The organism is Streptomyces sp. N50, assembly GCF_033335955.1.
In the GTDB taxonomy this organism is placed as follows: Bacteria; Actinomycetota; Actinomycetes; order Streptomycetales; family Streptomycetaceae; genus Streptomyces.
This window is the reverse complement of the sequence record NZ_CP137549.1, coordinates 8,924,199-8,948,152: the sequence shown is the minus strand read 5'-3', so window position 1 is coordinate 8,948,152 and position 23,954 is coordinate 8,924,199. Positions and strand designations below refer to the sequence as shown.

22 protein-coding genes are annotated in these 23,954 nt (G+C 70.2%); 14 read left to right on the top strand and 8 right to left on the bottom strand.

Annotated features, from left to right (window positions below):
• The first annotated feature begins 56 nt into the window (after positions 1 to 56).
• The gene (locus tag R2B38_RS39705) at positions 57 to 722 is read left to right on the top strand and encodes a helix-turn-helix domain-containing protein (protein WP_318020641.1); all 666 of its coding nucleotides are present in this window, start codon (positions 57 to 59) and stop codon (positions 720 to 722) included.
• On the opposite strand, the gene R2B38_RS39700 is transcribed toward R2B38_RS39705, so the two are convergent.
• Complete coding sequence (locus R2B38_RS39700) at positions 716 to 1,558, bottom strand: alpha/beta hydrolase (RefSeq protein WP_318020640.1); 843 nt, start codon at positions 1,556 to 1,558, stop codon at positions 716 to 718. The two genes, R2B38_RS39705 and R2B38_RS39700, sit on opposite strands and share 7 nt — an antisense overlap.
• A gap of 124 nt (positions 1,559 to 1,682) precedes the next feature.
• On the opposite strand from R2B38_RS39700, the gene R2B38_RS39695 reads away from it, so the two are divergent.
• Together R2B38_RS39695 and R2B38_RS39690 are read left to right on the top strand one after the other, a co-directional pair.
• Entirely contained in the window at positions 1,683 to 3,185 is a 1,503-nt protein-coding gene (locus R2B38_RS39695) for an MFS transporter (RefSeq protein ID WP_318020639.1), read from the top strand.
• A 220-nt stretch (positions 3,186 to 3,405) separates the two neighbouring features.
• Positions 3,406 to 3,786: an STAS domain-containing protein gene (locus tag R2B38_RS39690; RefSeq protein ID WP_318020638.1), complete on the top strand. Its 381-nt coding sequence runs from the start codon at positions 3,406 to 3,408 to the stop codon at positions 3,784 to 3,786.
• 136 nt (positions 3,787 to 3,922) lie between these two features.
• On the opposite strand, the gene R2B38_RS39685 is transcribed toward R2B38_RS39690, so the two are convergent.
• Positions 3,923 to 4,360, bottom strand: coding sequence for a protease inhibitor (locus R2B38_RS39685; RefSeq protein ID WP_318020637.1), 438 nt, complete (start codon positions 4,358 to 4,360; stop codon positions 3,923 to 3,925).
• A gap of 359 nt (positions 4,361 to 4,719) precedes the next feature.
• Here R2B38_RS39685 and R2B38_RS39680 point away from each other — a divergent pair, with 359 nt between their 5' ends.
• From R2B38_RS39680 to R2B38_RS39660, 5 genes are all read left to right on the top strand, one after another.
• Positions 4,720 to 5,271 carry a hypothetical protein gene (locus R2B38_RS39680; protein ID WP_318020636.1) on the top strand — a complete coding sequence of 184 codons (552 nt, stop codon included), beginning with the start codon at positions 4,720 to 4,722 and terminating at the stop codon, positions 5,269 to 5,271.
• Between the two features lie 261 nt (positions 5,272 to 5,532).
• Positions 5,533 to 7,089 carry a purine-cytosine permease family protein gene (locus R2B38_RS39675; protein ID WP_318021906.1) on the top strand — a complete coding sequence of 519 codons (1,557 nt, stop codon included), beginning with the start codon at positions 5,533 to 5,535 and terminating at the stop codon, positions 7,087 to 7,089.
• Positions 7,089 to 7,754 (top strand): cyclase family protein, encoded by a 666-nt coding sequence (locus R2B38_RS39670; protein ID WP_318020635.1) that lies wholly within the window; start codon positions 7,089 to 7,091, stop codon positions 7,752 to 7,754. Before R2B38_RS39675 ends, R2B38_RS39670 begins: the two co-directional genes overlap by 1 nt.
• A 46-nt stretch (positions 7,755 to 7,800) precedes the next feature.
• On the top strand, positions 7,801 to 8,496 hold the full coding sequence (locus R2B38_RS39665) for an alpha/beta fold hydrolase (protein ID WP_318020634.1): 696 nt from the start codon (positions 7,801 to 7,803) through the stop codon (positions 8,494 to 8,496).
• Positions 8,497 to 8,545: 49 nt separating this feature from the next.
• Positions 8,546 to 9,523, top strand: a complete 978-nt coding sequence (locus tag R2B38_RS39660; protein WP_318020633.1) for a 2-hydroxyacid dehydrogenase — start codon at positions 8,546 to 8,548, stop codon at positions 9,521 to 9,523.
• On the opposite strand, the gene R2B38_RS39655 is transcribed toward R2B38_RS39660, so the two are convergent.
• Positions 9,516 to 11,159, bottom strand: coding sequence for an RICIN domain-containing protein (locus tag R2B38_RS39655; RefSeq protein WP_318020632.1), 1,644 nt, complete (start codon positions 11,157 to 11,159; stop codon positions 9,516 to 9,518). The genes R2B38_RS39660 and R2B38_RS39655 overlap by 8 nt on opposite strands.
• Before the next feature lie 392 nt (positions 11,160 to 11,551).
• Positions 11,552 to 12,427, bottom strand: a complete 876-nt coding sequence (locus R2B38_RS39650) for an oxidoreductase (protein ID WP_318020631.1) — start codon at positions 12,425 to 12,427, stop codon at positions 11,552 to 11,554.
• Positions 12,428 to 12,572: 145 nt separating this feature from the next.
• Here R2B38_RS39650 and R2B38_RS39645 point away from each other — a divergent pair, with 145 nt between their 5' ends.
• Entirely contained in the window at positions 12,573 to 13,535 is a 963-nt protein-coding gene (locus R2B38_RS39645) for a helix-turn-helix transcriptional regulator (RefSeq protein ID WP_318020630.1), read from the top strand.
• 234 nt (positions 13,536 to 13,769) lie between these two features.
• Here R2B38_RS39645 and R2B38_RS39640 read toward each other — a convergent pair whose 3' ends face one another.
• Both R2B38_RS39640 and R2B38_RS39635 read right to left on the bottom strand, forming a co-directional pair.
• Complete coding sequence (locus tag R2B38_RS39640; protein WP_033278860.1) at positions 13,770 to 14,144, bottom strand: toxin Doc; 375 nt, start codon at positions 14,142 to 14,144, stop codon at positions 13,770 to 13,772.
• Positions 14,145 to 14,147: 3 nt separating this feature from the next.
• A complete protein-coding gene (locus R2B38_RS39635; protein WP_318020629.1) occupies positions 14,148 to 14,393 on the bottom strand; it encodes a hypothetical protein in 246 nt (81 codons plus the stop codon).
• A gap of 137 nt (positions 14,394 to 14,530) precedes the next feature.
• Here R2B38_RS39635 and R2B38_RS39630 point away from each other — a divergent pair, with 137 nt between their 5' ends.
• Together R2B38_RS39630 and R2B38_RS39625 are read left to right on the top strand one after the other, a co-directional pair.
• Positions 14,531 to 15,031 carry a methylated-DNA--[protein]-cysteine S-methyltransferase gene (locus R2B38_RS39630; RefSeq protein ID WP_318020628.1) on the top strand — a complete coding sequence of 167 codons (501 nt, stop codon included), beginning with the start codon at positions 14,531 to 14,533 and terminating at the stop codon, positions 15,029 to 15,031.
• Positions 15,032 to 15,048: 17 nt separating this feature from the next.
• Entirely contained in the window at positions 15,049 to 15,738 is a 690-nt protein-coding gene (locus R2B38_RS39625; RefSeq protein WP_318020627.1) for a 2OG-Fe(II) oxygenase, read from the top strand.
• Positions 15,739 to 15,825: 87 nt separating this feature from the next.
• Here R2B38_RS39625 and R2B38_RS39620 read toward each other — a convergent pair whose 3' ends face one another.
• Positions 15,826 to 17,439, bottom strand: a complete 1,614-nt coding sequence (locus R2B38_RS39620) for a DHA2 family efflux MFS transporter permease subunit (RefSeq protein WP_318020626.1) — start codon at positions 17,437 to 17,439, stop codon at positions 15,826 to 15,828.
• A 207-nt stretch (positions 17,440 to 17,646) separates the two neighbouring features.
• On the opposite strand from R2B38_RS39620, the gene sigJ reads away from it, so the two are divergent.
• From sigJ to R2B38_RS39605, 3 genes are all read left to right on the top strand, one after another.
• Positions 17,647 to 18,585 (top strand): RNA polymerase sigma factor SigJ, encoded by a 939-nt coding sequence (sigJ, locus tag R2B38_RS39615; RefSeq protein ID WP_318020625.1) that lies wholly within the window; start codon positions 17,647 to 17,649, stop codon positions 18,583 to 18,585.
• Positions 18,582 to 20,048, top strand: a complete 1,467-nt coding sequence (locus R2B38_RS39610; RefSeq protein ID WP_318020624.1) for a cytochrome bc complex cytochrome b subunit — start codon at positions 18,582 to 18,584, stop codon at positions 20,046 to 20,048. The genes sigJ and R2B38_RS39610 overlap by 4 nt, the downstream gene beginning before the upstream one ends.
• Before the next feature lie 94 nt (positions 20,049 to 20,142).
• The gene (locus R2B38_RS39605; RefSeq protein WP_318020623.1) at positions 20,143 to 20,658 is read left to right on the top strand and encodes a hypothetical protein; all 516 of its coding nucleotides are present in this window, start codon (positions 20,143 to 20,145) and stop codon (positions 20,656 to 20,658) included.
• An 85-nt stretch (positions 20,659 to 20,743) separates the two neighbouring features.
• On the opposite strand, the gene R2B38_RS39600 is transcribed toward R2B38_RS39605, so the two are convergent.
• Positions 20,744 to 23,836: a glycoside hydrolase family 2 TIM barrel-domain containing protein gene (locus R2B38_RS39600; protein ID WP_318020622.1), complete on the bottom strand. Its 3,093-nt coding sequence runs from the start codon at positions 23,834 to 23,836 to the stop codon at positions 20,744 to 20,746.
• Positions 23,837 to 23,954: the final 118 nt, after the last annotated feature.

Genomic DNA, 23,954 nt, shown 5'->3' with positions numbered 1-23,954 from the left:
CTCCTCATTCATTTCGCCGCAGTACGACTGCGCCGATTTACTCTAGACTCCTCCGCATGCCCGAACCCGTCAACCAGAAGAGCAACCGGAAGAGGCCCTACCGCTCGGCCAAGCGCGCCGAGGCGGCGGCGACGACCCGTGCCCGCATCCGGGAGGCGGCCGCGCGGCTGTTCACGGAGAAGGGATACACGGGCACGCGGATGAAGGAGGTCGCGGCGCTGGCCGGCGTCGGCGAGCGCACGCTGTACGACGCGTTCCCCACCAAGGCCGCCCTGTTCGGGCACACCCTGGGCGTCACGCTCGCCGGGGACGAGGAACCCGTGTCCGTCCCGGAGCGCCCCGAGACCCTGGCGATCCGGGACGAGCCCGACCCCGAGCGCGCGATCGGCCGGGCCGTCGACCAGATGACCGACCTGCTGGAACGCGCCGGTGACCTGATCATGGTGACCGTCGAGGCGGCCGGCGCCGACCCGGACATGCGGGCGTCGGCGGACGCCGGTGCCGCGGCGACGTACGGCGTACATCTGGCCCTGACCACGGCACTTGAGGAGCGCGGAGCCCTCCGCCCGGGCCTCGACGCGCGCACCGCCGCCGACACGCTCTACGCCCTGGCGTCACCGCACATGCATCAACTCCTGCGCAGGCACCGGGGTTGGACGCGGGACGCCTATCGGGCGTGGCTGCGGCGGGTGTTGGTCGCGGAGCTGCTCCGGCCTCACTGAACCCCGTCCTTCCAGAGTTCCGGCACCCCTCCTTCCCGGCTGTGCATCTGGGTCGCCAACACCCGTACCGCCGCCGCGAATTGGGGCGGGTTGCGCAGGAACTCCATGTGGATGCCGGGGAATTCGGCCCACGGCACGCCGATCCGGCGGGCGATCTCGATCGACGGCCGGGCGTAGTCCGTACCGCGGTCTTCCGCGCCCGCCCCCAACACCACAGGAAACGGGGCCGACTTGAGCGCGGTCTCGTCGGGGTGGAAGCCCGCGAAGCCTGGCCACTCCGCGCCGAAGAGGTGGTCCTGGTTGCCGAGGAACCGCTTCCAGAGGTCGGCGGGCCAGCGGTACGTCCCCTCGCCGCGGGTCGTCTCCGCGAACCGGCGGCCGGCCGCGGGTGCCCCGCCCTGTTCGTAGAGTGCGGCCAGTTCGGCGAAGAAGCCGCGGCCGGGGTCGCCGTCGGGCAGGACGTTCACGGCGGGCGGTTCATGGGCGATGAGGCCCGCCATCACCTCCGGGTGCAGCGCGGCCAGCGTGAGGCCGATGATCGCGCCGCCGCTGTTGCCGAAGACCAGCGCCCGACCGTCGGCCAGCCCGTCGACGAGCGCGCGGGCGTCGGCCGCCTGCACGGCGAGGTCCATCGGGGCCTTTGACCTGCCGGAACTCCGCGAGTTGCCGCGCCGGTCGTACGAGATCACCATGAATGCGTCGGAAAGGGTCGCGGCGATGCCGTCGTAGTAGCCGGCGTCTCCCCCGGCCCCGCTGATCATCAACAGCGCCGGGCCGGTGCCGCGTACCTCGTAGTACAGCCCGGCCCCATCGACCTCGAACACGCCACTGCGCATGCCTGCTCCCCGTCTTCTGCGAAACGTTGCCGTTTCGCAGAAAGTGGTCTAGTCTCCGATGTGTACGAAACCGTTTCGTTTACGTTTTGGTAAACCCCGAACGACTTCCCTGGAGTGGTTCCCGATGTCCCAGAAGACATTGACCGAAGACACCCGGTCGGGTGCCGGGGAGGCGCAGTCCGCGTCCTCCAACAAGCGGTGGTGGATCCTCGCGATCGTCGCCGTCGCGCAGTTGATGGTGGTCCTCGACGCCACCATCGTGAACATCGCCCTGCCGTCGGCCCAGAAGGACCTCGGCTTCTCCGACGGCAACCGGCAGTGGATCGTCACCGCGTACGCCCTCGCGTTCGCCTCCCTGCTGCTGCTCGGCGGCCGTATCGCCGACCTGTTCGGCCGCAAGACCGCCTTCCTCGCCGGTGTCGCCGGGTTCGCCGCCGCCTCCGCGCTCGGCGGCGCCGCCACCAGCTTCGAGATGCTGGTCACCGCACGCGCCCTCCAGGGCGTCGCGGGCGCGCTGCTCGCGCCGGCCGCGCTGTCCCTCCTCAACACGACGTTCACGGACGCCCGTGAACGCGCCCGGGCCTTCAGCGTCTACGGCGCCATCGCCGGCGCCGGCGGTGCGGTGGGCCTGCTGCTCGGCGGTGTGCTCACCGACGCCTTCGACTGGCGCTGGACGCTCTACGTGAACGTCGCCATCGCGTTCGTCGCCTTCGCGGGCGGCTGGGTCCTGCTCAGCAACCACCGCGACGCCGCGGGCTCCAAGCTGGACGTGCCGGGCACGGTCCTGGTCGCCGGTGGTCTGTTCTCCCTCGTCTACGGCTTCTCCAACGCCGAGACGCACGACTGGAGTTCGCCGCAGACCTGGGGCTTCCTGATCGCGGGCGGTGTGCTGCTCGCCGCCTTCGCCTGGTGGCAGAACCGCGCCGCGCACCCACTGCTGCCGCTGCGCATCCTGCTCGACCGCAACCGGGGCGCCTCGTTCCTCGCCGTGCTGATCACCGGTGCGGGCATGTTCGGCGTGTTCCTCTTCCTCACCTACTACCTGCAGCTGAACCTCGGCTTCAGCCCCACCAAGACCGGTGTCGCGTTCCTGCCGATGATCGGCGCCCTGATGGTCATGGCGCAGATCGGCACCACGATGCTCGTGCCGCGGCTCGGCCCGAAGGTGGTCATTCCGCTGGGCTTCGCCATCGCCATGGTCGGCATGGCCTGGCTGACCGGCATCGGGACCACCTCGTCCTACGCGACCCATGTGCTGCCGCAGCTGATCGTGATCGGCGCGGGTCTCGGCATGGTGATGCCGCCGGCGATGCAGCTCGCCACGGGCGGAGTCGCCGCCGAGGACGCGGGTGTCGCCTCGGCGACGGTCAACGCCATGCAGCAGGTGGGCGGTTCGATCGGTACGGCGCTGCTGAACACGCTGGCCGCGAGCGCCGCGACGGACTACCTGGCCGGGAAGGACGCGTCCAGCAAGCTGGTCCAGGCGCAGGCGACGATCGAGAGCTACACCACCGCGTTCTGGTGGTCGGCGGGCTTCTTCGCCGCGGGCACGCTGATCGCGCTGGTGCTCTACCGTCGCGGGGTTCCGCAGCAGGAGGCGGACGCCGCACCGGTCGTCCACATGTGACCGGCTCCGCCCGATCCTGAGCCGCACAGACCGAGGGGCCGCCGTCCGCAGGGAGACGGCGGCCCCTCTTCATTGCCCTACTGACAGAAAGTCAACCTTTCTGACCGAAGTTCACCATGTCGAGTGAACCAGATCTTGCGGACGGCGTGTCGGGGATGCCATGCGCCCCTCCGGGGTAACTACCGAGACCGAATGCGCCCCGTGCCGAGGTGGAGCGGCCATGACAGCGGAAGCGGACGAACGCGACAGTCCGGCGGCCAACTCCTGTGCCCGTACGCGGTCCAGGGGCCCGTTCACGGTGGTCGAGGTCTCGGGCGAGATCGACATGGCGACGGCCGACCTGGTCGTGGAACACCTGGACGCCGCGACCTCGGTCGACGAGCCCGACGTGCTGGTGGATCTGCGGCCCGTCGAGTTCTTCGACTGCTCCGGGCTGCGCGTCCTGTGCCGGGCCGAGCGGCGGGCCAGGGAGCGCGGCGGGCGGTTGCGCGTGGTGTCGGACGGCCCGCGGATCGACCGGCTGTTGCGTGCCTCGGGGCTGCTCGGCCGCTTTCCGCCGCTGCGCGTGCTGCCCGCGCGGGCCGAGCGGCCCCAACGATGACAGGGGCCGGCACGGGCGGCCCCACACCGCCCGGCCGGCCCCTGGTTGCGGGACCGCGGTACTCCGCGACAGGGGCACGCACTCCCCAGCTACGGACCCTCCCTGTTGCTCACGGAGACCGTGCGGTCCCGGTCTCTCAGAACGTGAAGACGCCTCCGTATCCGTAGGAGTCCTTCACGCACTCGTTGGAGAAGACGCGCTCGTAGGAGACGCGTCTGCCCTGCCACACACCGTCGATCGTGACGACGACGGGGCGGTAGAGCTTGTTGCAGAGCACGTCGTCCCGGGCCGTGAGGGCGTCGAAGTCGCCCCCGACGCCACGCAGTTCGGCGCAGGCCTCGGCGGCGGCCGGGTGGGTGCCGGAGGAGGTGGGCGCGCAGGTGAGGGTCACCGCGCGTTCCGGTGTGGCGAGGGCGGCGTCGTCGCCGTGGCCCATGGTGAGCACCAGGGCCGAGGGCGCGTAGAGCGCGGCCGGGGCGGCTCCGTGGGCGGCGAGGGCGGACCCGGTCAGGGGTCCGCAGACGGCGGTGGCCGTCAGACCCAGGGTCGCTGCCCAGCGCGCGGTGTTCCGCATTGTGTGCATCCTTCCGCTCGGTACGAACCGATCACGAACGGATCGATTCGAAGAGATGCCGGTCCCGCTCGGTCGGTGCCGGACCGGCGGGCGCCACTCTGCCGAGTCCGTCGCGGAAACTCACATCCCACCCACAGGTTTCAGTAACCTTGCGTGTTGAATCAGTGGCGTGAAGTCACAGAATTCGAACGCGCGAACCCTGTAACCACGCGGTTCTTGATCGCCGAATCAGGCCGGATGGCCGGTTTGCCCACGCTCCCCAATCGGCCTGAAACAGTCCCGAAACATTCCGCTTCAGCTCTCGGCGCACTCCGCCGCAGCCCCTTGCGTTCGCTCTGCTTGCGAGTAATCGTCATTACATGATTACGACAGAGCAGCAGGAGAAGCTTCGCGGCTGGTTCACCGGCCGTCTGCCCGACGATCTGTTCGAGGAGCTGGTCGAGGTCACGGTCGACCGCGAGGAGGTCACCGTCATCGGCCGCATCCCCGCGCCCAAGCTCGCCGAGGGCGTCTCGGACGCCGAGAAGGAGTCGGCCGTGCAGGGCCGGGTGCAGGAGTTCCGCGAGCGCACCCGGGAGACCCGGATCGCCCTCGCGCGCGAGGCCGAGCACCGGTTCCGCAGGAAGGTCTCGTGGGGTGTGGAGTGCGCCGGGGAGCGGTCCCTGTTCACACACATCGCCGCGCCCGTGATGACCCGGCTGCGCCAGCCCGAGCGCCGGGTCCTCGACACCCTCATCGCCGCCGGCGTGGCCCGCAGCCGCAGCGACGCGCTCGCCTGGTGCGTGCGCCTCGTCCAGCGCCACACCGACGACTGGCTCAGCGAACTGCGCGACTCCCTCGAACACGTCCAGCGGGTCCGCGCCCAGGGCCCCGACACCGAACCGGAGGACGCACCGGTCGACGACGAGTGACTCCGGGTGGATGATTGCTCCACTCCGGGCACAAAAGATGGATGAACCGTCCTCTGGTGCGGGTGTCACGGCCGGCCATAACGTCGGCAGACCTCCCGAGGACGGCATCCGCTCACCCCGCCCACCCCGCGCGCGTGACGCCCGTCCCCACCGCCACCGCGCTACTACGCGCTCCACCGCCGTCCCCCGCTGGAGCCCCCTTTGTCTCCCTCGTCGCCCTCGTCCCCCTCGTCTGAGCAGCCCGCCCCCTCCCCCGCCGCGCTGAGCCAGTCCCTGACCGAGGTCGAGACCTACGGCGTCGAGCGCATCCCCGACGCGGACCGCACCGCCACCCCGCTCGACCTCTTCCGAGTCGCGTTCGGTGGCGCCAACACCTTCTCCACCTGCGTCCTGGGTGCCTTCCCGATCCTGTTCGGCCTCTCCTTCTGGCAGGGCCTCGCGGCCACGCTCCTGGGAGTCGTCGTCGGCGCGCTGATCCTGTGCCCGATGGCGGTGTTCGGCCCGGTCAACGGCACGAACAACGCGGTCGCCTCCTCCGCGCACCTGGGCGTGCACGGCCGGGTCGTCGGCTCGTTCCTGTCCCTGCTCACGGCCGTGGCGTTCTTCTCCATCTCGGTGTGGAGCTCGGGCGACGCCCTGGTCGGCGGCGCGCACCGCCTCTTCGGCCTGGAACAGAGCACGCTCTCCTACGTCGTCGCGTACGCGCTGTTCGCGGTCCTGGTCCTCGCGGTCTGCGTCTACGGCTTCCGGTTCATGCTGTTCATCAACAAGATCGCCGTGCTCTCCGCGACGCTCCTGTTCCTGCTCGGCGCGATCGCCTTCGCCGGTGACTTCGACCCGTCGTACGCCGGAGTCTTCACGTCCTCGGCGGACGCGGCGACCCGGTCGCTGTTCTGGCCGTCGTTCATCGGCGCGGCGCTGATCGTCCTCTCGAACCCGGTCTCCTTCGGCGCGTTCCTCGGCGACTGGTCGCGCTACATCCCCGCGAACACCCCGCGCCGCAAGGTGGTCGGCGCCGCGTTCCTCTCGCAGATCGCGACCCTCCTGCCGTTCGTCTTCGGCCTGGCGACGGCGAGCATCATCGCCACGAAGGCCCCCAAGTACGTCGACCCGTCGGCCCCCGACTTCGTCGGCGGACTCCTCGCGATCTCACCGAGCTGGTTCTTCCTGCCGGTCTGTCTGCTGGCCCTGATCGGCGGCATGTCGACCGGCACGACCTCGCTCTACGGCACCGGGCTCGACTTCTCCTCGGTATTCCCCCGGCTGTCGCGGGTGCAGGCGACGATCCTGGTCGGTGTCCTGTCCATCGCGTTCATCTTCATCGGGCGCTTCGGCCTCGACCTCGTGCAGTCGATCTCCACGTTCGCCACGATGATCATCACCTGCACGACACCGTGGATGGTCGTGATGATGCTCGGCTTCTACACCCGGCGCGGCTGGTACGACCCGGACGCGCTCCAGGTCTTCAACCGCCGTCAGCGCGGCGGGCGTTACTGGTTCGCGCACGGCTGGAACTGGCGCGGCATGACCGCCTGGTGGGTGGCCGCCGTCGTCGGTGTGCTGTTCACCAACATCCCCGGACAGTTCGTCGGCCCGCTCGGCGACCTCGCCAACGGCGTCGACATCAGCCTCCCGCTCTCCCTCGCCGTGGCCGCCGTCCTGTTCCTGGGCCTGCTCCGGCTGTTCCCCGAACCCCGCGCCGCGTACGGCCCGGAGGGCGCGCGGCTGGCCCGTACCGTCGAGGTTCCGGTGCCGCCGATCACCGGCCCCGGCGCGGCGATCGAGACGCCCACCACCGTGGCCGCCGAGGCGGGCTGATGTCGGCCTGGACCGACCTGTCGGTGCCCGTCGTCACCGGGATGCCCGTGTATCCCGGTGACCCGGCCGTCGAGGTCTCCGTCGCCCTGCGCGCACCCCGGGACGGTGTCAACGTCCTTCGGCTGCACATGGGTTCGCAGTCGGGCACGCATGTCGACGCCCCGTACCACGTGGACGACGCGTGGCCCCGCCTCGACGAACTGCCCCTGGATCGCTTCGGCGGACACGCGGTGGTGGCTGACGTTCGGGGGCTGCCGGGCCGCGCGCCGATCACCCCCGACCTGCTGGCACCGGCGCTCAGGCAGTTGCGGCCGGGCTCCCTTTTCCTCCTGGCCACGGGCTGGTCGGCGTACTGGGGCACCGACCACTACCTCGCCCATCCGTGGCTCACCCCGGAGGCGGCCGAGGCACTCGTCGCGGCCGGGGTCCGTACGGTCGCGGTCGATGCCCTGAGTGTCGACCCGACGCCCGAACCCGGCGATGGGACGGCCGACTTGGGGCTGCCCGCGCATCGCGTGCTGTGCGGCGCGGGCGGGGTGATCGCCGAGAACCTCACCGGTCTCGATCAGGTGGTGGGTCTCCCGGACGTGGAGCTGTTCCTGTTCCCGCTGCGGCTGCCGGGGGCGGACGGAGCGCCGGTGCGCGCCGTGGCGCGGGCGCTCTGATCGTTCCGGGAAGGTCGTTGTCAGACCCGGCGGTTACGTTGGGACCATGACTCGATTCGTGGTGGTGGCGGGGGCGTGGCTCGGTGCGTGGGCGTGGGACGAGGTGGTGTCCGAGCTGCGCGGGGCCGGGCACGAGGTGCATGCGCTGACCCTGTCCGGGCTGGCGGAGAAGCAGGGGGTTCCGGCCGGGCAGCAGACCCATGTCCAGGACATCGTCGACGAGATCGGGCGCCTCGGTCTGCGGGACGTCGTCCTGGTCGGGCACAGCTACTCCGGTGTGCCCGTCGGCCAGGCCGCGGAGCGGATCGGTGACCGGCTGGCCCGGGTGGTGTTCGTCGACGCGAACGTGCCGGTCGACGGGGAGTCGTTCCTGGACAGCTTCCCGAGCGACTTCATCAGGAAATCGCTCGACGAGAACGGCGGCTACTGGCCGCCCCTGGACCCGGCCGACTACGCGGGCCAGGGCCTCACGGACGAGCAGATCACCCGCATCATCACCGAGGGGACCCCGCACCCGGGTGCCACCCTCAGCGAACCGGCGGTCCTCGCCCACCCGTTGGCCGACCTCCCGGCCACCTACGTCAAGTGCCTGCTCGACGGCGACGAGTTGCCGACCCCTGTGGACGAACTGGTCGCGAGCGGACTCTGGGAGCTGGTCCGGATGGACACGGGCCACTGGCCGATGTTCTCCCGGCCGCGTGAACTGGCCCGGATACTGGCCGAGTCGGCCACCCGGTCCTGACGCACGCGCGTATCCCCGCCCGCCTCCCCCACCCCGACGAGGATTTCGTATGCCCTCCACGAAGAACGTCCTGGCGGTCGTCCCACCCCACATGGGCGGCCGGAAAGCGGGCGCTGGACTCGCGACGCTGCTGCCCGACGGGGTGGACGTCACCGTCGTCGAGACGGTCGACGAGAACCCGCAGGCTCTGCGCGCGGCGCACGTCGTCATCACCGCGCTCTCCCCGGTGACCGCCGAACACCTCGCCGCCGCCCCGGAGTTGGAGCTGGTGCAGTGCGCGAGCCACGGCTTCGACTACGTCGACCTGGACGCCGCGCGCGGCCAAGGGGTCGTCGTCTGCACCATCGGTTCCAGCGGCGCCGAGGCACAGAACGTGGCCGAGCAGACCTTCGCCCTGATGCTGGCGCTGGCCAAGCAACTCGTCCCCGCGCACGCCGCACTCGCCGAGGGCGACTGGGCGCTCCCACGCCTGCAGCGCTCCCTGACCGAGCTGTCCGGCAAGACCATCGGCATCGTCGGACTGGGCGCCATCGGACAGCAAGTCGCCCGCCGGGCAACCGCGTTCGACATGACGGTCGTCTACGCCGGCCGCCGCCCGGTCCCCGAGGAGACGACCGCACGGTTCGGCGGCGCCCGGCACGTCCCGCTCGACGAACTGCTGCGCCTCTCCGACTACGTCACCCTGCACGCGCCGCTCACCGACGGGACCCGGCACCTCCTGAACGCGGAGCGGCTCGCGCTGCTCAAGCCGAGCGCGTTCGTGATCAACACCGCGCGAGGCGCCCTGATCGACCAGGACGCCCTCGCGGACGCACTCGAGGCGGGCGCCCTCGCGGGTGCCGGCCTGGACGTCTTCGACCCCGAACCGCCCACCCCTGCCCTACGTCTGCTCAAGGCCCCGAACGTGGTGCTCTCGCCGCACGTCGGCGGCGTGACCCGGGAGACGGTGCTCCGGATCGCCCTGGCCGCCGTGGAGAACGCCGCCGGTTACCTGACCGGCAGGTCGCCCGCCGATGTGGTCAGTTGAGCCGGTCCGCGACCTTCGCGGGGCGCGGTGACGGGGCTCCCGTGCCGGCGATCGACAGCGAACCGGGGCTGGCCGTCACCGAGTCGGTCAGCCAGCGCTGCGCTGTGGAGCCGTCGCGGACCTTGAGGACGATGTCGGCGCCCGGGTCCTTGGTGGTGGAGGTGAGCGCGAGCTGCGAGTCCCAGCGAGGCAGCAGCTCGCCCTGCACGGTGAAGTCGTAGCGGACATCGTTGCCGCGCTGGCTCTTCGCGTCGGCGCAGGTGCCGAGGACGACGACACCGGCGTCCGCGTGCGAGTCGAGGCACAGCCCCGGGCTCGCGACACTGCGCAGCAGCCCGTCGGTGTCGTACGACCACTCCTGGGTCCCGGCGGACGAGCACGCGGCCAGGACGACGCCCGCGCCGGCCTTCGCGGTGCCCTGGATGTCGAGGCACAGGTCGGCGGCGGCGTTGTGCAGCCGCGTCCGCTGGGGCGTGATGGGGAGCCGGGCGGTGCCGGGCGCCGACGACGACACGTGTCCGGAGCCGGTGTTCGTAGTGCTGGAGGCGACGGGACCGGAGGTGCCGCCGTTGCCGTCCGGCCACAGGACGACGGCGAACACCGTCGCGAGGACCCCGGCGCCGATCAGGCCGACGCCTACGACCAGCGATCGGGCGGACCGCTCCGACCGGGCGGAGCGAGCGGCGTCCACGAGACGGCGGCCGGGTGCGGGGATGCGGGACAGCAGCCGGTGGCGGCCCGTGCTGCCGCCGGTGTGTCCGCCGTGCCGGGAGGCGGTCCTGGTCCGTGGGTCGCGGCGGGCGCGGCCGGGCCGTGATTCGAGGTAGGGGCGGGCGCCCCAGCCGAGCACGGCCTCGGCGAGGAGGACACCCAACCCGCCTTCGAAATAGCTGAGTTGTTCGGCGGCGAAACGGCAGTAGCGGCACTGGGCGAGATGCTGCTGGACATCCGGCAGCAGTGCGCCGCCGCGCCGAATCGGGACGTCGAGGAGGCGGTTGTAGAAGCGGCAATCCTGGGTCGGCGCGAGTTCCCGGTGGGCGCGTACACAGCCTTCGCGGAATTTTTCGTGCGCCTGCTGGAGAGCGGCCGACGCGTTGTCGGTATCCATGCCGAGCAGGGCCGCCGGCACGGTTATCGACTCGGCCTCGACCTCGGTGTGCCACAGCAGACACTGGGCGAACGGCGGAAGGGTCTGGAAAGAGCGCTCGGCGAGCTTGCGATTTTCCGCCGTCATCGACTTCGCGGCCCGCATCGCGCGGCCCCCGGAGGGATTCCCCAGGTCGGGAACAACACTGGATATCCGCTCTTCCGTCGACCACTCGCGGATCGTGTCGCGCACGGTCAGCAGCAGCCGGGGCCGCAGTGCCACGCCGTGTTCGCCGAACGTCAGCCGGTCGAACACCCGGTGGAAGGCGGCCGCCGCGGCCATGGCGGGCACGGTCCCCTCGGCGGCGAGACAGATGCCCGCGTAATCCTCGACCGGCCGCCAGTGCCGTGCCATCAGCAACGCGACGGAATGAGCGGCCTCGCCCTCGGGACGACCCCGCAGCCGGGCGGCCAGGGTCTCGTCGGATTCCTCGGGGGCACCGCCGTCCGGCGGCGGGTAAGGAGGACGAGGGGGATGCGGGATGGACACGAAGTGGATTCCTCGGATTCGGTTCATCAACAGGTGAATGAGCCCCGGGCATCAGCCCCCGCGCGGGTGTTTCACCCTTGCACAACCCACCCGACCCAACAAGGCACTTGGGTAACTTCCATACCATTGAAAGAAAGTCAGATGCGGTGACAACTCGGTTCACCAGCACCGGCTTTCGACTTTCCATGCGCCCCGTGTGAACCACGCGCACACGCCGGTGCGTCACGCACTCTCCCGGCGCACCTCTCACCGGGGTCCACTGGGTTCGGCCCTTCTCGGAGGCCACGCGCTGGACGGCGGCTCTCCCGCGCCAAACGGCCGCCGACCTTGCTCCTCCCGCCCTCGGTCGGCGGCCCCGAGGGCGGGGGCGGCCCACCCCCGCCCTCCCCGCGTCAGACCGCGGCCCGGCCGATGGTGTCGAGTTCGGCGATCGCGTCGGCGGGCAGCACCAGGTCGGCGGCGGCGATGTTGTCCCGCAGATGCGCGCGGGAGGAGGTGCCGGGGATCAGGACGGTGGTGGCCGACCGCTGCAACAGCCAGGCCAGGGCGACCTGTTGGGCCGAGACGTCCAGCCGCGCGGCCACCTCGGACAGGGTCTTCGACTGCAGCGGGGTGAAGCCGCCGAGCGGGAAGTAGGCGGCGAACGCGATGTTCTCCGCGGCACACCGCTCGACGAGGGCGTCGTCCTCCCGGTTGGCCAGGTTGTACAGGTTCTGCACGGTGACGACCGGGGCGATGGCCTGGGCCTCGGTCAGCTGGGCGGCGGAGACCGTGCTCACCCCGAGGTGCCGGATCAGCCCGGCCTTCCGCAGCTCGGCGAGCGCACCGAACTGCTCCCCGATCGACTCCTCGTCGGCGCCGTGATCGGTGCCGGCCCGCAGGTTCACCACGTCGAGCGCGTCGAGCCCGAGGTTGCGGAGGTTGTCGTACACCTGTGCCTTGAGATCCTCGGGGTGCCGGGACATGATCCAGCCGCCGTCGGGGCCGCGCCGGGCGCCGACCTTGGTCACGATGCGCAGGTCGTCCGGGTACGGATGGAGGGCCTCCCGGATGATCTCGTTGACGACGACCGGGCCGTAGAAATCGCTGGTGTCGATGTGGGTGATGCCCCGCTCGACGGCCTCACGGAGGACGGCCACCGCCTCGGTGCGGTCCTTCGGCGGGCCGAAGACGTGGGGACCGGCGAGCTGCATGGCGCCGTATCCCATGCGGGTGAGGGTGAGGTCCTCGTCGAGGGTGAGGGTGCCGCCGGAGACGGAGTCGGCCATGATGGCGCGCCTTTCGATCGAGGGGATGGACGCTTCGGTCCTGCCCTCGACTCTGCGCCTGGCGCGGCCGGGCAGGCAGTACCCGGATGTTCCTGGTAGTGACAGGGACACGCACCCCTGCGGATTCGGACCTACGGTGGTGCGTGTGGACAGCAAGAACGCGCTCGGGGAGTTTCTGCGGGCCCGCCGGGAGCGGGTCCGGCCGGAGGACGTGGGTCTGAGCGGCGGCGGACTGCGCCGGGTGCCGGGGTTACGCCGGGAGGAGGTCGCCCTGCTGGCCGGTATCAGCTCCGACTACTACCTGCGGCTGGAGCAGGGCCGTGACCGCAACCCGTCCGCGCAGGTGCTGGAGGCGCTGGCCCGGGTGCTGGGCCTGGACGCCTCCGCGACCGCCCATCTGCTGAGCCTCGCGCAGCCGGAGCGGCCGGCCGTGTCCCGCAGACGGGTCCGGCGGCCCGAGGCGGTACCGACGAGCGTCCGCGAACTGCTCGACACGTGGTCCGGTCACCCGGCCTACGTCCAGAACCGGTTCACGGACTGCCTCGCGGCCAACATGCTGTGCCGGGCGCTGTCCCCGAACTACACGCCGGGTGTGAACCTGCTCCGGGCCGTCTTCCTCGACCCAGCCGAGCGTGAACTGCGCCGCGACTGGGAGGAGTTGACCGCCGAGGGGGTGGCGACCCTACGCGGCCACATCGGCCCTGACGTCGACGAACCCCGGCTGGTGGAGCTGGTGGGCGAGTTGTCCGTGCGCAGCGACCGCTTCCGGCTGCTGTGGAGCCGCCACGAGGTACGGCCCATGCTCGGCCGCACCAGCCTCCTCACCCACCCGCTCGTCGGCGACTTCGAGCTCGGGTCGAACAAGTTCGAGATCCCCGGTACGAACGCCCTGAGCCTGGTCGTCTTCCACGCCGAGCCGGGGAGCCGCAGCGCGGAACTACTGGGCTTGCTGGGCAGCCTGACGGCGTCCGGCGAGACACCCTGGCGGGAGGAGTCAGGGGCCGCGTCCGGCGAGGCGCCCCCGGAGGGAAACCCGCGGGCAGCGAACGGCGAGCCCTCCCACCGCGGCGACCGGCGAGACACGTCCAGCGAGACGCCGCCTGAGTGAAACCCGCGGGCTGCGTCCGACGCGACACTCTGGCGGGAGAAGTCAGGGGCCGCATCCGGCGAGACGCCAACCCCGCCAGGGCAACGCCCGGGCCGCGGCCGACGAGGCACCCCCGCGGGGAACCCCGCTGGAGCGCGACAAGGCCGCCCGCCTCGACGAAGGCCGCTAGATATCCCCGCCTGTCAGCCCCACCCGTCAGACGTGTCCACAAGGCCGGCCCGTCCGACCTGCCCCTCAGATCTGCCAGGACCGCAGCCGGTCCGCCGCGCCGTAGACATCCGTCTTGCCGGAGATCAGATCGCGGGCGAGGTCGACGAGGGCGCCGTAGGGCGGATCGATGCCGACGCCACTGACGAACATGTAGGCGACGGCCGTGGCGCAGGCGAAGCGGGCGTTGGCCGAGGGCAGGGGCTTCAGCAGGGCGAGTGTGTGCAGCAGGGCGGTGGCCCGCCAGGCCGGGTCGGAGTCGATGCCGAGGCGGGGCGGGTCGACGCGGTGGCGGGCTACGGCTGCGACTAACGCCGAGAAGTCGTTGATGGTGGGCTGGTCCGGCAGGACTTCCTCATGGCGCTGGAGCAGCCAGGGCACGTCGATATGGATGACGGGCATGTGTCAGGCGACCCGCCCCTCGCCCTTGGCCGCCGGTTCGTCGTCGGGGAAGGCGGCGGCGAACTCGTCGGCGTGCGTGGCGAAGAACCGGCGGAAGGCCTCGGCGCCCTCCTGCAGCGCCCGGTGCCGGGCTATGTCGGCCGCGGCCGCCTCACGCACCAGCGCCTTCATCGACGTACCGCGCTCCTTGGCGATCTGCCGCAGGTCCTCTAGCTCGCGGTCGCTGAACTCCACGTTGAGAGCTGGCATGCCGACACGGTACCGCTCGGGTACTTACCCGTAAATACCACCAGGTCAAGAGCCACACCCGACGGTACCGAGCGGGTCCCACCTCCATGTCCGAAACCCGCCGGTACCAGCCACCGTTCCAGAGCAGACTCATCTCCATGACCACGATCTGCACACTCACCGACAGCCCCCTGGGCGAGCTGCTCCTGACCGGCGAGAAGTCGCCGACCGGCACCACCCTCATCACGTCGCTGACCATGCCGGACCACCCGAGCATCCCCGCCGACCGGCAACGCGACGACGAGGCCTTCACCGAGGCCACCCGCCAACTGTCCGCGTACTTCGCCGGACACCTCACCCGCTTCGAACTCCCCCTCGCCGCCGAGGGAACGGAGTTCCAGCAGCGCGTCTGGCAGTCCCTCGACGAGATCCCGTACGGCACCACGACGACGTACGGCGCCCTCGCCGAACGCCTGGGCGTACCGCGCGCCGAAGTCCGCGCACTGGGCGCGGCCCTCGGCGCCAACCCGCTCCTGCTGGTGCGACCGTGCCATCGGGTGATCGGCGCGGACGGCTCGATGCGGGGTTACGCCGCCGGTGTCGAACGCAAGGTACGTCTGCTGACCCACGAGGGCGCCCTGCAACCGATGCTCGGCTGACACGGAGGAAGTCCGTCATGGATGGCACCAACTGGTCAGCTCTGGCAGAGGAGTTGGACCTGTACGGCAGCGCGCCGACCGCACAACTGCTCACACCCGCTGAGTGCCGCGACCTGGCCGCGCTGTACGAGAAGCCGGAACTGTTCCGCACCACCGTCGACATGGCCCGCCACCGCTTCGGCTCCGGCGAGTACCGCTACTTCACCCACGACCTCCCCGCACCGGTAGCCGCCCTGCGCGCCGCCCTCTACCCGCGCCTGCTCCCCATCGCCCGCGACTGGGCGGCCCGCCTCGACCGCCACTCCCCCTGGCCGGACGACCTGGACGAGTGGCTGGCCCGCTGCCACGCCGCCGGCCAGGCCCGTTCGGCCCAGATCCTGCTGCGCTACGGCGAGGGCGACTGGAACGCCCTCCACCGCGACGTCTTCGGCGAGTTGGTCTTCCCCCTCCAGGTGGTGATCGGCCTCGACGAGTACGGCACCGACTACACGGGCGGCGAGTTCCTGATGGTCGAGCAACGCCCCCGAGCCCAGTCCCGGGCCACCGCGACCCCGCTCCAGCAGGGCCACGGCCTCGTCTTCACGACCCGCGACCGCCCGGTACGGACGAAGCGCGGCTGGTCGGCGGGGGCCATGCGACACGGGGTCAGCACCGTACGCTCCGGCAGGCGTCACGCGTTGGGATTGGTGTTCCACGACGCGTCCTGAGCCGGACCGGCGAAGCCAGGTCCTCCAGGGGCGCGGGGAACTGCGTGACCAGCCCCCACCGGCCCGCAGCCGACCACCCGCCCCAAGTCACCGAGCGGCTTCCTCCAACTCCGGCTCAGACATGGGCAAGGCATGCGGATTACCGGACGGCCCCCGGTGTCGCCGCACGCCAAGACACGCAACCGCTCCGCCCAGCAGCACAGCGACGGCGACATAAACGGCGGGCCCCATCGCATGGACGAACCCGTGCCCGAACACCTCCCCACCAAGCACCCGCATCCGCTCCGCGACACCACGCGGAACCCCACCCGGCGCACCCTCTCGCTGCCCGGCACCGACACCGGACTCCGCCTTCGAGAACCCGGCAACGAACGACTCCCGGTAGGCGGAAGGCAGTTGACCGGCCCGAGCCCGCGCCTGCGAGGTCAGGGAAGACGCCAGCTGCGCCTGAAGCACCGCCCCGATCACCGCCCCGGCCAGCACCGAACCGACCTGACGAAGCGCGTTGGTGACACCGGACGCGGCCCCCGCGAGCCGGGGCGGAACGTTCCGCATGACCTCCGTGGCCATCGGCGCGAACGTACAGCCGACCCCCAACCCCGTGAGGAACAACGGAAACGCGATCGTCAGCCACCCCGTACCGACGTCCGCGACACCGACGACCCACACCAGCCCACCCGCCCAGGCCAGCAACCCGCCCATCAGGATGAACTTGCCGCCGACCTTGTCCGCGAGCGCCCCGGCGGGCCCGGCCATGACGAACGAGCCGAGCGCCACCGGCAACAGCACGAGCCCCGCCTTCTGCGCACTGAACCCGAGCACGGACTGGAGATAGATCGTCAGCGTCAGGAACATCCCGACCACGCCGAACGACACGGTGACGCCGACGAAGTTGATGAGGCTGAAGTTCCGGTCCCGGAACAGCGAGAACGGGACCAACGGCTCACCGTCCTGCTGCCCGCGCTCGTGCACCAGGAACCCGGCGAAGAGGACGACGGCCGCGCCGAACAGGCTCCAGATCCCGGCGTTCCAGTCGTACCGCTGCCCCTCGGTCAGTCCAAACGCCAGGCAGAACAGGGCAGTTGAGGCGAGAGCGACCCCTAGGGTGTCGAAGCGCCGCCGCACCGTGCGCCCGGCGCCCGGGATGATCGCCATGGTGAGCACGAGTACCAGCGCGCCGATCGGCAGGTTGACGAAGAAGATCCAGCGCCAGGACAGATGGGTGATCAGCACCCCGCCGAGGATCGGCCCTAGCGCGCCGGAGACGCCCGCCACCGCACCCCATATCCCCATCGCCACACCGCGCCGGTCCGCCGGGAACACCTCGGCGATGATCGACAGGGTCTGCGGCATGAGCAGCGCCGCGCCCAGCCCCTGCACGGCGCGGAACCCGATGAGTTGGGCCGGATCCTGCGCGAGGCCGCAGGCCAGGCTGGCCAGGGTGAAGACGGTGACTCCGGCGGCGAACAGGTTCCGCTTGCCGCGCAGATCGCCGAGACGTCCACCGGTGATCAACAGGACGGCCAGCGCCAGCGTGTAGGCGTTGACGATCCACAGGATCTCGTCCAGGGACGCGCCGAGGTCCTCGCCGAGCTGGGGGATCGCGATGTTCACGATCGTCAGGTCGAGGAGGGTCATGAAGAACCCGAGCGAGAGCGTGATGAGGATCGCCCAGGGGTTGCCGTGCCACTTCTTGAACACGATGCCGACTCCTTACATCCGAACTTCCGAACATCCGGCTACGCGTCCGACCGCACGTCGGACTCGCGTTCAAGAGGGCGACCGGCCGACGGGTGTGACACGGGCCCGCATTTCCCGAGACGTACGTCACATTCAGGCCGCCGGCTGTCACATTCCGACCCCCGCCGGCCCTCGCAGTAGTGAGCACGCCACTGGGGAGGCGCATACATGTCCGAGATTTCCGGGATCGCTGTCAACGACGAGGCGACCACTGTCTTCATGGACCATCGGGAGCTGCTGTTCGGCCTCGTCTACAACATGCTGGGCAGCGTCGCCGACACCGACGACGTCCTCCAGGAGACCTGGCTCTCCTGGACGTCGCGCGCCCGGCGCTCCCCGCTAGACACGATCACCAACCAGCGCGCCTACCTCGTCCGCATCGCCGTCAACCACGCGCTCCAGCGCCGCGCCACGATCACCCGCCGCCGCGAGACGTACGTAGGCCCGTGGCTCCCGGAGCCGTTGGTCGACCAGCCCGCCGACGACGATCCCGTGGACCCCGCACTGCGCGCCGAGTCCGTGTCGATGGCCATGCTGGTCGTCCTGGAATCGCTGTCCCCGCTGGAACGCGCGGTCTTCGTCCTCAACGAGGTGTTCGGGTACGCCCACACCGAGATCGCGGACATCATCGAGCGCACCCCGGCAGCCGTACGACAGCTTGCGCACCGGGCGCGGGCCCATGTGCACGCGCGGCGGCCGCTGTACGAGGCGCATCCCCGGGTGCGGCGGGAGGCGACCGAGCGGTTCGTGCGGGCCGCGATCGGCGGGGACATCGCCTCGCTGATGGAAATCCTCGCGCCGGACGTCACGGTGTGGACCGACAGCGGGGGCAACCGGAAACCGGCGGGACTGCGCCCGGTGCACGGGCGGGACAAGGCCGTCCGCCTCATCAACTCCTTCGCGAGCCGCCGCCGCGGCCCGCAGGACCTGGAGCTGCGCTACCGCCGCGTCAACGGCGACGACGCGGCCGTGCTGTTCGAGGGCGACTCGCCGTACGCGGTGATGGTCATGGACCTCACGCCCGAGGGCGACCAGGTGTCCGGGGTCTACATCGTGACCAACCCCGAGAAGCTCACGCACGTACACCGGGACGAGGAGGACCAGTGACCACCACTCCCGACCCCTCGCGGGGCGAACGCGTCGCCGACTGGTTCGACGGCCGCCTCGGCATCCACACCCTCGGCAAGCAGTATCTGCGCAAGGTGTTCCCGGACCACTGGTCGTTCCTGCTCGGCGAGATCTGCCTCTACAGCTTCGTGGTGCTGATCCTGACGGGCGTCTACCTCACCCTGTTCTTCCACCCGTCGATGAACGAGGTGACGTACCACGGGAGTTACGTCCCCCTGAACGGCATCCGCATGTCCGACGCCTACGCCTCGACGCTGCACCTCAGCTTCGACGTACGGGGCGGTCTGCTGGTCCGGCAGTTGCACCACTGGGCGGCGCTGGTGTTCATCGCCGCGATGCTGACGCACATGATGCGGCACTTCTTCACGGGTTCGTTCCGCAAGCCGCGCGAGCTCAACTGGCTGTTCGGCTGGACCCTGTTGTTCCTCGGCCTGTTCGAGGGCCTCTTCGGCTACTCGCTCCCGGACGACCTGCTGTCGGGCACGGGCATGCGCTTCGTGGACGGCGCGCTGCTGTCGGTGCCGATCGTCGGGACGTACCTGTCGATGTTCCTGTTCGGCGGCGAGTACCCCGGCCACGACATCGTGTCCCGCTTCTACTCACTTCATGTGCTGCTGATCCCCGGCATCATGGCGGCACTTGTGGTCGTCCACGTCCTCCTGGTCGTCTACCACAAGCACACCCAGTTCGCGGGCCCCGGCCGCACCGAACGCAACGTGGTGGGCGCCCCGTTCATGCCGGTCTACCTCGCGAAGGCGGGCGGCTTCTTCTTCCTGGTCTTCGGCGCCCTGACCGTCCTCGCGGCGGTGGCCTCCATCAACCCCGTCTGGTCGTACGGCCCTTACCGCGCCGACCAGGTCTCGACGGGCGCCCAGCCGGACTGGTACCTGGGCTTCGCGGAGGGCCTGGTCCGCGTGATGCCGGGCTGGGAAGTCACTTTCTGGGGCCACACGTTGGTGCTCGGCTTACTCATCCCCATCATCGTCTTCCCGCTCCTCCTGGTCCTCATCGGCGTGTACCCGTTCCTGGAGTCCTGGCGGACCGGCGACAAACGCGAACACCACCTCCTGGACCGCCCCCGCAACCGCCCCACCCGCACGGGCATCGGCGTCGCCTGGATCAGCCTCTACCTGATCCTCCTCGCCGGCGGCGGCAACGACATCGTGGCGACCCGGCTCCATCTGTCGATCAACACGGTGACGTGGGCGGTGCGGGTGGCGGTGTTCGTCGTACCGGCACTAGCTTTCGTCGTGACCCGTCGCATCTGCCTGGGTCTCCAACTCCGGGACGCGGAACTGGTGTTGCACGGCCGCGAGACGGGCGTGATCAAGCGGCTCCCGCACGGTGAGTACGTGGAGGTACACCGGCCACTCGACCAGGCCGAACTCCACACACTCACCGCGCACAAGCGGCCGAGGGAACTCGTGGAACGCGAGCCCTAGGGCCGGTTGCCATGCCGGAGCGTTGTCACCGAAAGTCGGTCACCAGTAGGTTCGAGCCGCCGATGTCCGAGCGACGGGGAATACGGGGCTTGAGGTGGCACTGCTGGACACACTGGTGACAACGGGCGCCGGGGCGCTGTCCGCCACGATCGGCGTCCTGGTCGGCGGCATCGTCACGCACCGGTCCCAGGACCGTCAGTGGCTCCGGGACAAGCAGTTGCTCGCCTACCAGGAACTGATCAGCCACTACGCGAAGTTCACGATGGTCATCAGCCGGGCCCACGCCGACCGCAGGGGTTGGGACTACGACTGGAGCGAGTGGAGCGCGGCCCTGACCCGTGCCAGCCTGGTCGCCCCTGCGGCTGTCGCGGTGGAGATCGACAACTTCGGCAAGGCCGTCGGGGAGTTCCTCGACCAGGCGGCCCGCGATCCGGCCCGCGACCCGACGCGTGCCCCGTTGAGCAAGGAGGAGTTCTCCCGGGCCAACAGGGCGTCCGCCCAGGCGCAGGTTCGGTTGGTCAACGCCATACGACGCTCACTGAGCAAGGACCAGAAGGCACTCCCCTTCTGGATAGGCGGATCCCTCGCGGGCAGTCCCGACGACACCTGATGTGCGATGTCGCCGAAGTATCAGAACTGCCCGCCACCGCCGAGGAGTTCGCTCTGCAGTGCGCCGTCGACGGGTTACGGGTTCCCTATCCAGCCGGTGCCTCCAACTTGCTGATGCGCAGGGCCCCTTGGACCGTCCCCGGGTGACTGCTCGTCATCGTCAGCCGCACCCGCGATCCGCGCACGGCGCCGAAGGTGATGACGGTCGGAGCGTCCGAGGCCGTGGCCCAGTCGACGGCAGTCCCCTCGACCGGCACCCACCCGCGCCCGTCCCACACCGCGACCGCCACAGCCGAAGGCAGACTGTGCGTCGCGTCCACCGTGAACGACACCTCCACCCGGCCGAAGGACCGCCCCCTCCCCCAGTCCACCGACACCCAGTCCTCCCCACGCGCACCACTGAACGCCGGCAACAGAGTCGTGGCCGACTTCGCGAACGCGTTGGACCAGCCGGTGGCCGAGTCACCGTCGAGCATGGCGGCCGGGAGCGTGTCGGGCCGGCCCGAGTAACTCGCGTCGGCGTACGGGTAGTTCAGGGGTGCCGGGTAGTCGGCCTCGAATCGCGGCGCCGGAGTCGTGGCCACGTCCCGAACAGGCGCCGTCCGCACCGTCACCGTCCCGCCCCGCAGCCCCTCCGCCCGCGCCATCACCCTCAGCGAGCCCGCCTTCGTACCGGACCGCACGATCGCAAGTGCCTTGCCGTGGAAGGCGGTTCGGGTGCTCGCCTGATAGCGCTCGGCGCTCTCCTCCCGACCGTTGTCGAGCCCGGCGAGGGACCCGCCCCTCACCTCGAAGGCGATCAGATCCTCCGCGTCGGGCAGCACGACACCGTGGGCGTCGACCACCTCCGCGGTCACGAAGACCAGTGAACGGCCGTCGGCGGCGAGGGACTTGCGGTCAGTCGTGAGGCGCACGGCGTGTGCGGCACCGGCCGTACGCAGCACGTCCGAAGCGACCGCCTTCCCGCCGCTCCTCGCGACCGCCTTCAACTCGCCCGGCTCGTACGGGACTTTCCACATGAGGTGGAGTTTGCCCGCGCTGCCGTTCGGGCTGGTGTAGCTGCCCGGGTAGGGGCCGGTGGTGAAGGTCTTGTCGTCGCCGGTGGCCTCGGTGGTCTCCAGGTAGGCGCGGCCGTCGGTGGTCGTCTTGGTGTCGAACTCCCTTGTCCCCAGGGACGTTCCGTTGAGGAACAGCTCGACGGTGCCGACGTTGGCGTAGGCCCAGACCTCGACCGTGTCCCCGGGCTCGTGGTTCCAGCTCATCGGCACCAGATGGACCATGGGCTCGCCGACCCACTGGCTGCGGAAGAGGTGGTACATGTCCTTCGGGAAGCCGGCCGTGTCGACCGCGCCGAAGAAGGACGCCTTGACCGGGAAGACGTCGTACGGCGTCGGCTCCCCGATGTAGTCGATGCCGGACCACAGGAACTGGCCCGCGAACCACTTCCGGTCCCGGTCCTTCTTGTGGCCGTACTCACCGCTCATCGTCCAGGAGGCGAGGTTGTTGTCGTACGAGGACGTGTCCCGCCTGCCGGGCGTGTAGTTCTCGCCCGTGTTCAGGTGCTCCGGCTCCTGGTAGGCGCCGCGGGTCGAGGTCTCCGAGGAGGACTCGGACTCGAAGAGGAACAGGTTCGGATAGGCCGCGTGCAGGCCGTCGACCGACTTGGCGGTGTTGTAGTTGAGGCCGAGTCCGTCGAGCTTGGCGAGCATGAGGTCGGCCGCGGACCCTTTGGCGGGCACACCGTGGTACTTGTTCGAGCCGATGACCACCGGCCGGGTGTCGTCCGCCGCCTTGATCGCGCCGATGATGCGGTCGGCCATCGCGAGGCCCGCGGTGGAGGTGGAGTCCGGGATCTCGTTGCCGATGGACCACAGCACCACGGCGGGCGAGTTGCGGGCGGCGAGGACCATCTCGGTGGCGTCCCGCTCGCACCAGTCGTCGAAGAACCGGTGATAGTCGTAGGTCGTCTTGCCGGTGTGCCAGCAGTCGAAGGCCTCGACCATCATCACGATGCCCAACTCCTCGCAGGCCTGGATGATTTGGGGCGAGGGCGGGTTGTGCGAGGTGCGGAAGGCGTTGACGCCCATCGACTTCATGATGCTCAACTGCCTGCGCACGGCGTCGATGCTGATCGCGGAGCCGAGCGCGCCCTGGTCGTGGTGGAGGTCGACGCCCTTGATCTTGGTGTGCGTGCCGTTGAGGGAGAAGCCCTCGTCCGGGTCGAAGCGGTAGGTGCGGATGCCGAAGGGGGTGCTGTACGTGTCGACCGCCCTGCCCGCCACCCGTAGTTCCGTCTCCAGGATGTAGCGGTGGTCCGGGGTCGCGATGTCCCACAACTTGGGCTTGGGTACGGTGAGTTCATGGTGCTCCGTGCCGCGGCCGGTGACCGTGGCCGTGGAGGCGGTGCGGGCCACCGTCCGGCCGGCGGGGTCGACGACCCGCGACCTGACCTCGACCTCGCTCGCGGTGCCCGACTCGTTCAGCACGGACGTCTCCACCCGTACGACGGCTCGCTCGGCGGTGATGTCCGGGGTCGTGACGTACGTGCCCCAGCGTTCGACGTGCACCGGCTCGGTGACGACGAGACGGGCCTCGCGGTAGATGCCGCTGCCCGAGTACCAGCGGCTGCTGGGGAGTTGGTTCCGTACCTGCACCGCGATGACGTTCTCCGTGGTGCCGTCGGTGTGCACCAGGTCGGTGAGGTCGAGGGCGAACCCCGTGTATCCGTAAGGGTGTTGGCCGACCTGCGTACCGTTGCAGTAGACGTACGAGTCCATGTAGACGCCGTCGAACTCGACCGAGATCCGCTTGCCCGCCAAGGCAGGCGGCAGGGTGAAGGCGATCCGGTACCAGCCGAGGCCGCCGGGGAAGAAGCCGGTGCCGCTGGTCGTGCCGTAGGCCGTGGTGGGGGTCTGTTCGATGCTCCAGTCGTGAGGGACGGCGACCTGGCGCCAGCCCGAGTCGTCGTAGTCCGGTGCGGCAGCCGTGGCGTAGGCGCCGGTCGGGTCGGTGATCCCGCCCGGGTTGACCAGCGCGAAGCGCCAGCCGTCCCGGAGGGGGACCGTGCGGCGGCCGGAGGCGCCCAGTGTGGCGGCGCGTGCGGCCGGGGTGGACAGGAGTGATGCGGCCGTCGGCGCGGCCGTAGAAGCGATCAAAACCGATCTGCGAGTGACCGTCATGGCGGCTCTCCCTCATCAGGGCCCAGAAGTACTCACAACTGATCGTGACCGAACAGATTCTGACGGGGTGCCACGCGGGGCCGTCAAGGGTGCGGGGACAGACAGGTGTCCTGCGGAT

Excerpts from the sequence above, each read along its gene's own strand:
- R2B38_RS39705 (WP_318020641.1), top strand. The coding sequence starts at position 57 with ATGCCCGAACCCGTCAACCAGAAGAGCAACCGGAAGAGGCCCTACCGC.
- R2B38_RS39700 (WP_318020640.1), bottom strand. The coding sequence starts at position 1,558 with ATGCGCAGTGGCGTGTTCGAGGTCGATGGGGCCGGGCTGTACTACGAG.
- R2B38_RS39695 (WP_318020639.1), top strand. The coding sequence starts at position 1,683 with ATGTCCCAGAAGACATTGACCGAAGACACCCGGTCGGGTGCCGGGGAG.
- R2B38_RS39690 (WP_318020638.1), top strand. The coding sequence starts at position 3,406 with ATGACAGCGGAAGCGGACGAACGCGACAGTCCGGCGGCCAACTCCTGT.
- R2B38_RS39685 (WP_318020637.1), bottom strand. The coding sequence starts at position 4,360 with ATGCGGAACACCGCGCGCTGGGCAGCGACCCTGGGTCTGACGGCCACC.
- R2B38_RS39680 (WP_318020636.1), top strand. The coding sequence starts at position 4,720 with ATGATTACGACAGAGCAGCAGGAGAAGCTTCGCGGCTGGTTCACCGGC.
- R2B38_RS39670 (WP_318020635.1), top strand. The coding sequence starts at position 7,089 with ATGTCGGCCTGGACCGACCTGTCGGTGCCCGTCGTCACCGGGATGCCC.
- R2B38_RS39665 (WP_318020634.1), top strand. The coding sequence starts at position 7,801 with ATGACTCGATTCGTGGTGGTGGCGGGGGCGTGGCTCGGTGCGTGGGCG.
- R2B38_RS39660 (WP_318020633.1), top strand. The coding sequence starts at position 8,546 with ATGCCCTCCACGAAGAACGTCCTGGCGGTCGTCCCACCCCACATGGGC.
- R2B38_RS39650 (WP_318020631.1), bottom strand. The coding sequence starts at position 12,427 with ATGGCCGACTCCGTCTCCGGCGGCACCCTCACCCTCGACGAGGACCTC.
- R2B38_RS39640 (WP_033278860.1), bottom strand. The coding sequence starts at position 14,144 with ATGCCCGTCATCCATATCGACGTGCCCTGGCTGCTCCAGCGCCATGAG.
- R2B38_RS39635 (WP_318020629.1), bottom strand. The coding sequence starts at position 14,393 with ATGCCAGCTCTCAACGTGGAGTTCAGCGACCGCGAGCTAGAGGACCTG.
- R2B38_RS39630 (WP_318020628.1), top strand. The coding sequence starts at position 14,531 with ATGACCACGATCTGCACACTCACCGACAGCCCCCTGGGCGAGCTGCTC.
- R2B38_RS39625 (WP_318020627.1), top strand. The coding sequence starts at position 15,049 with ATGGATGGCACCAACTGGTCAGCTCTGGCAGAGGAGTTGGACCTGTAC.
- sigJ (WP_318020625.1), top strand. The coding sequence starts at position 17,647 with ATGTCCGAGATTTCCGGGATCGCTGTCAACGACGAGGCGACCACTGTC.
- R2B38_RS39600 (WP_318020622.1), bottom strand. The coding sequence starts at position 23,836 with ATGACGGTCACTCGCAGATCGGTTTTGATCGCTTCTACGGCCGCGCCG.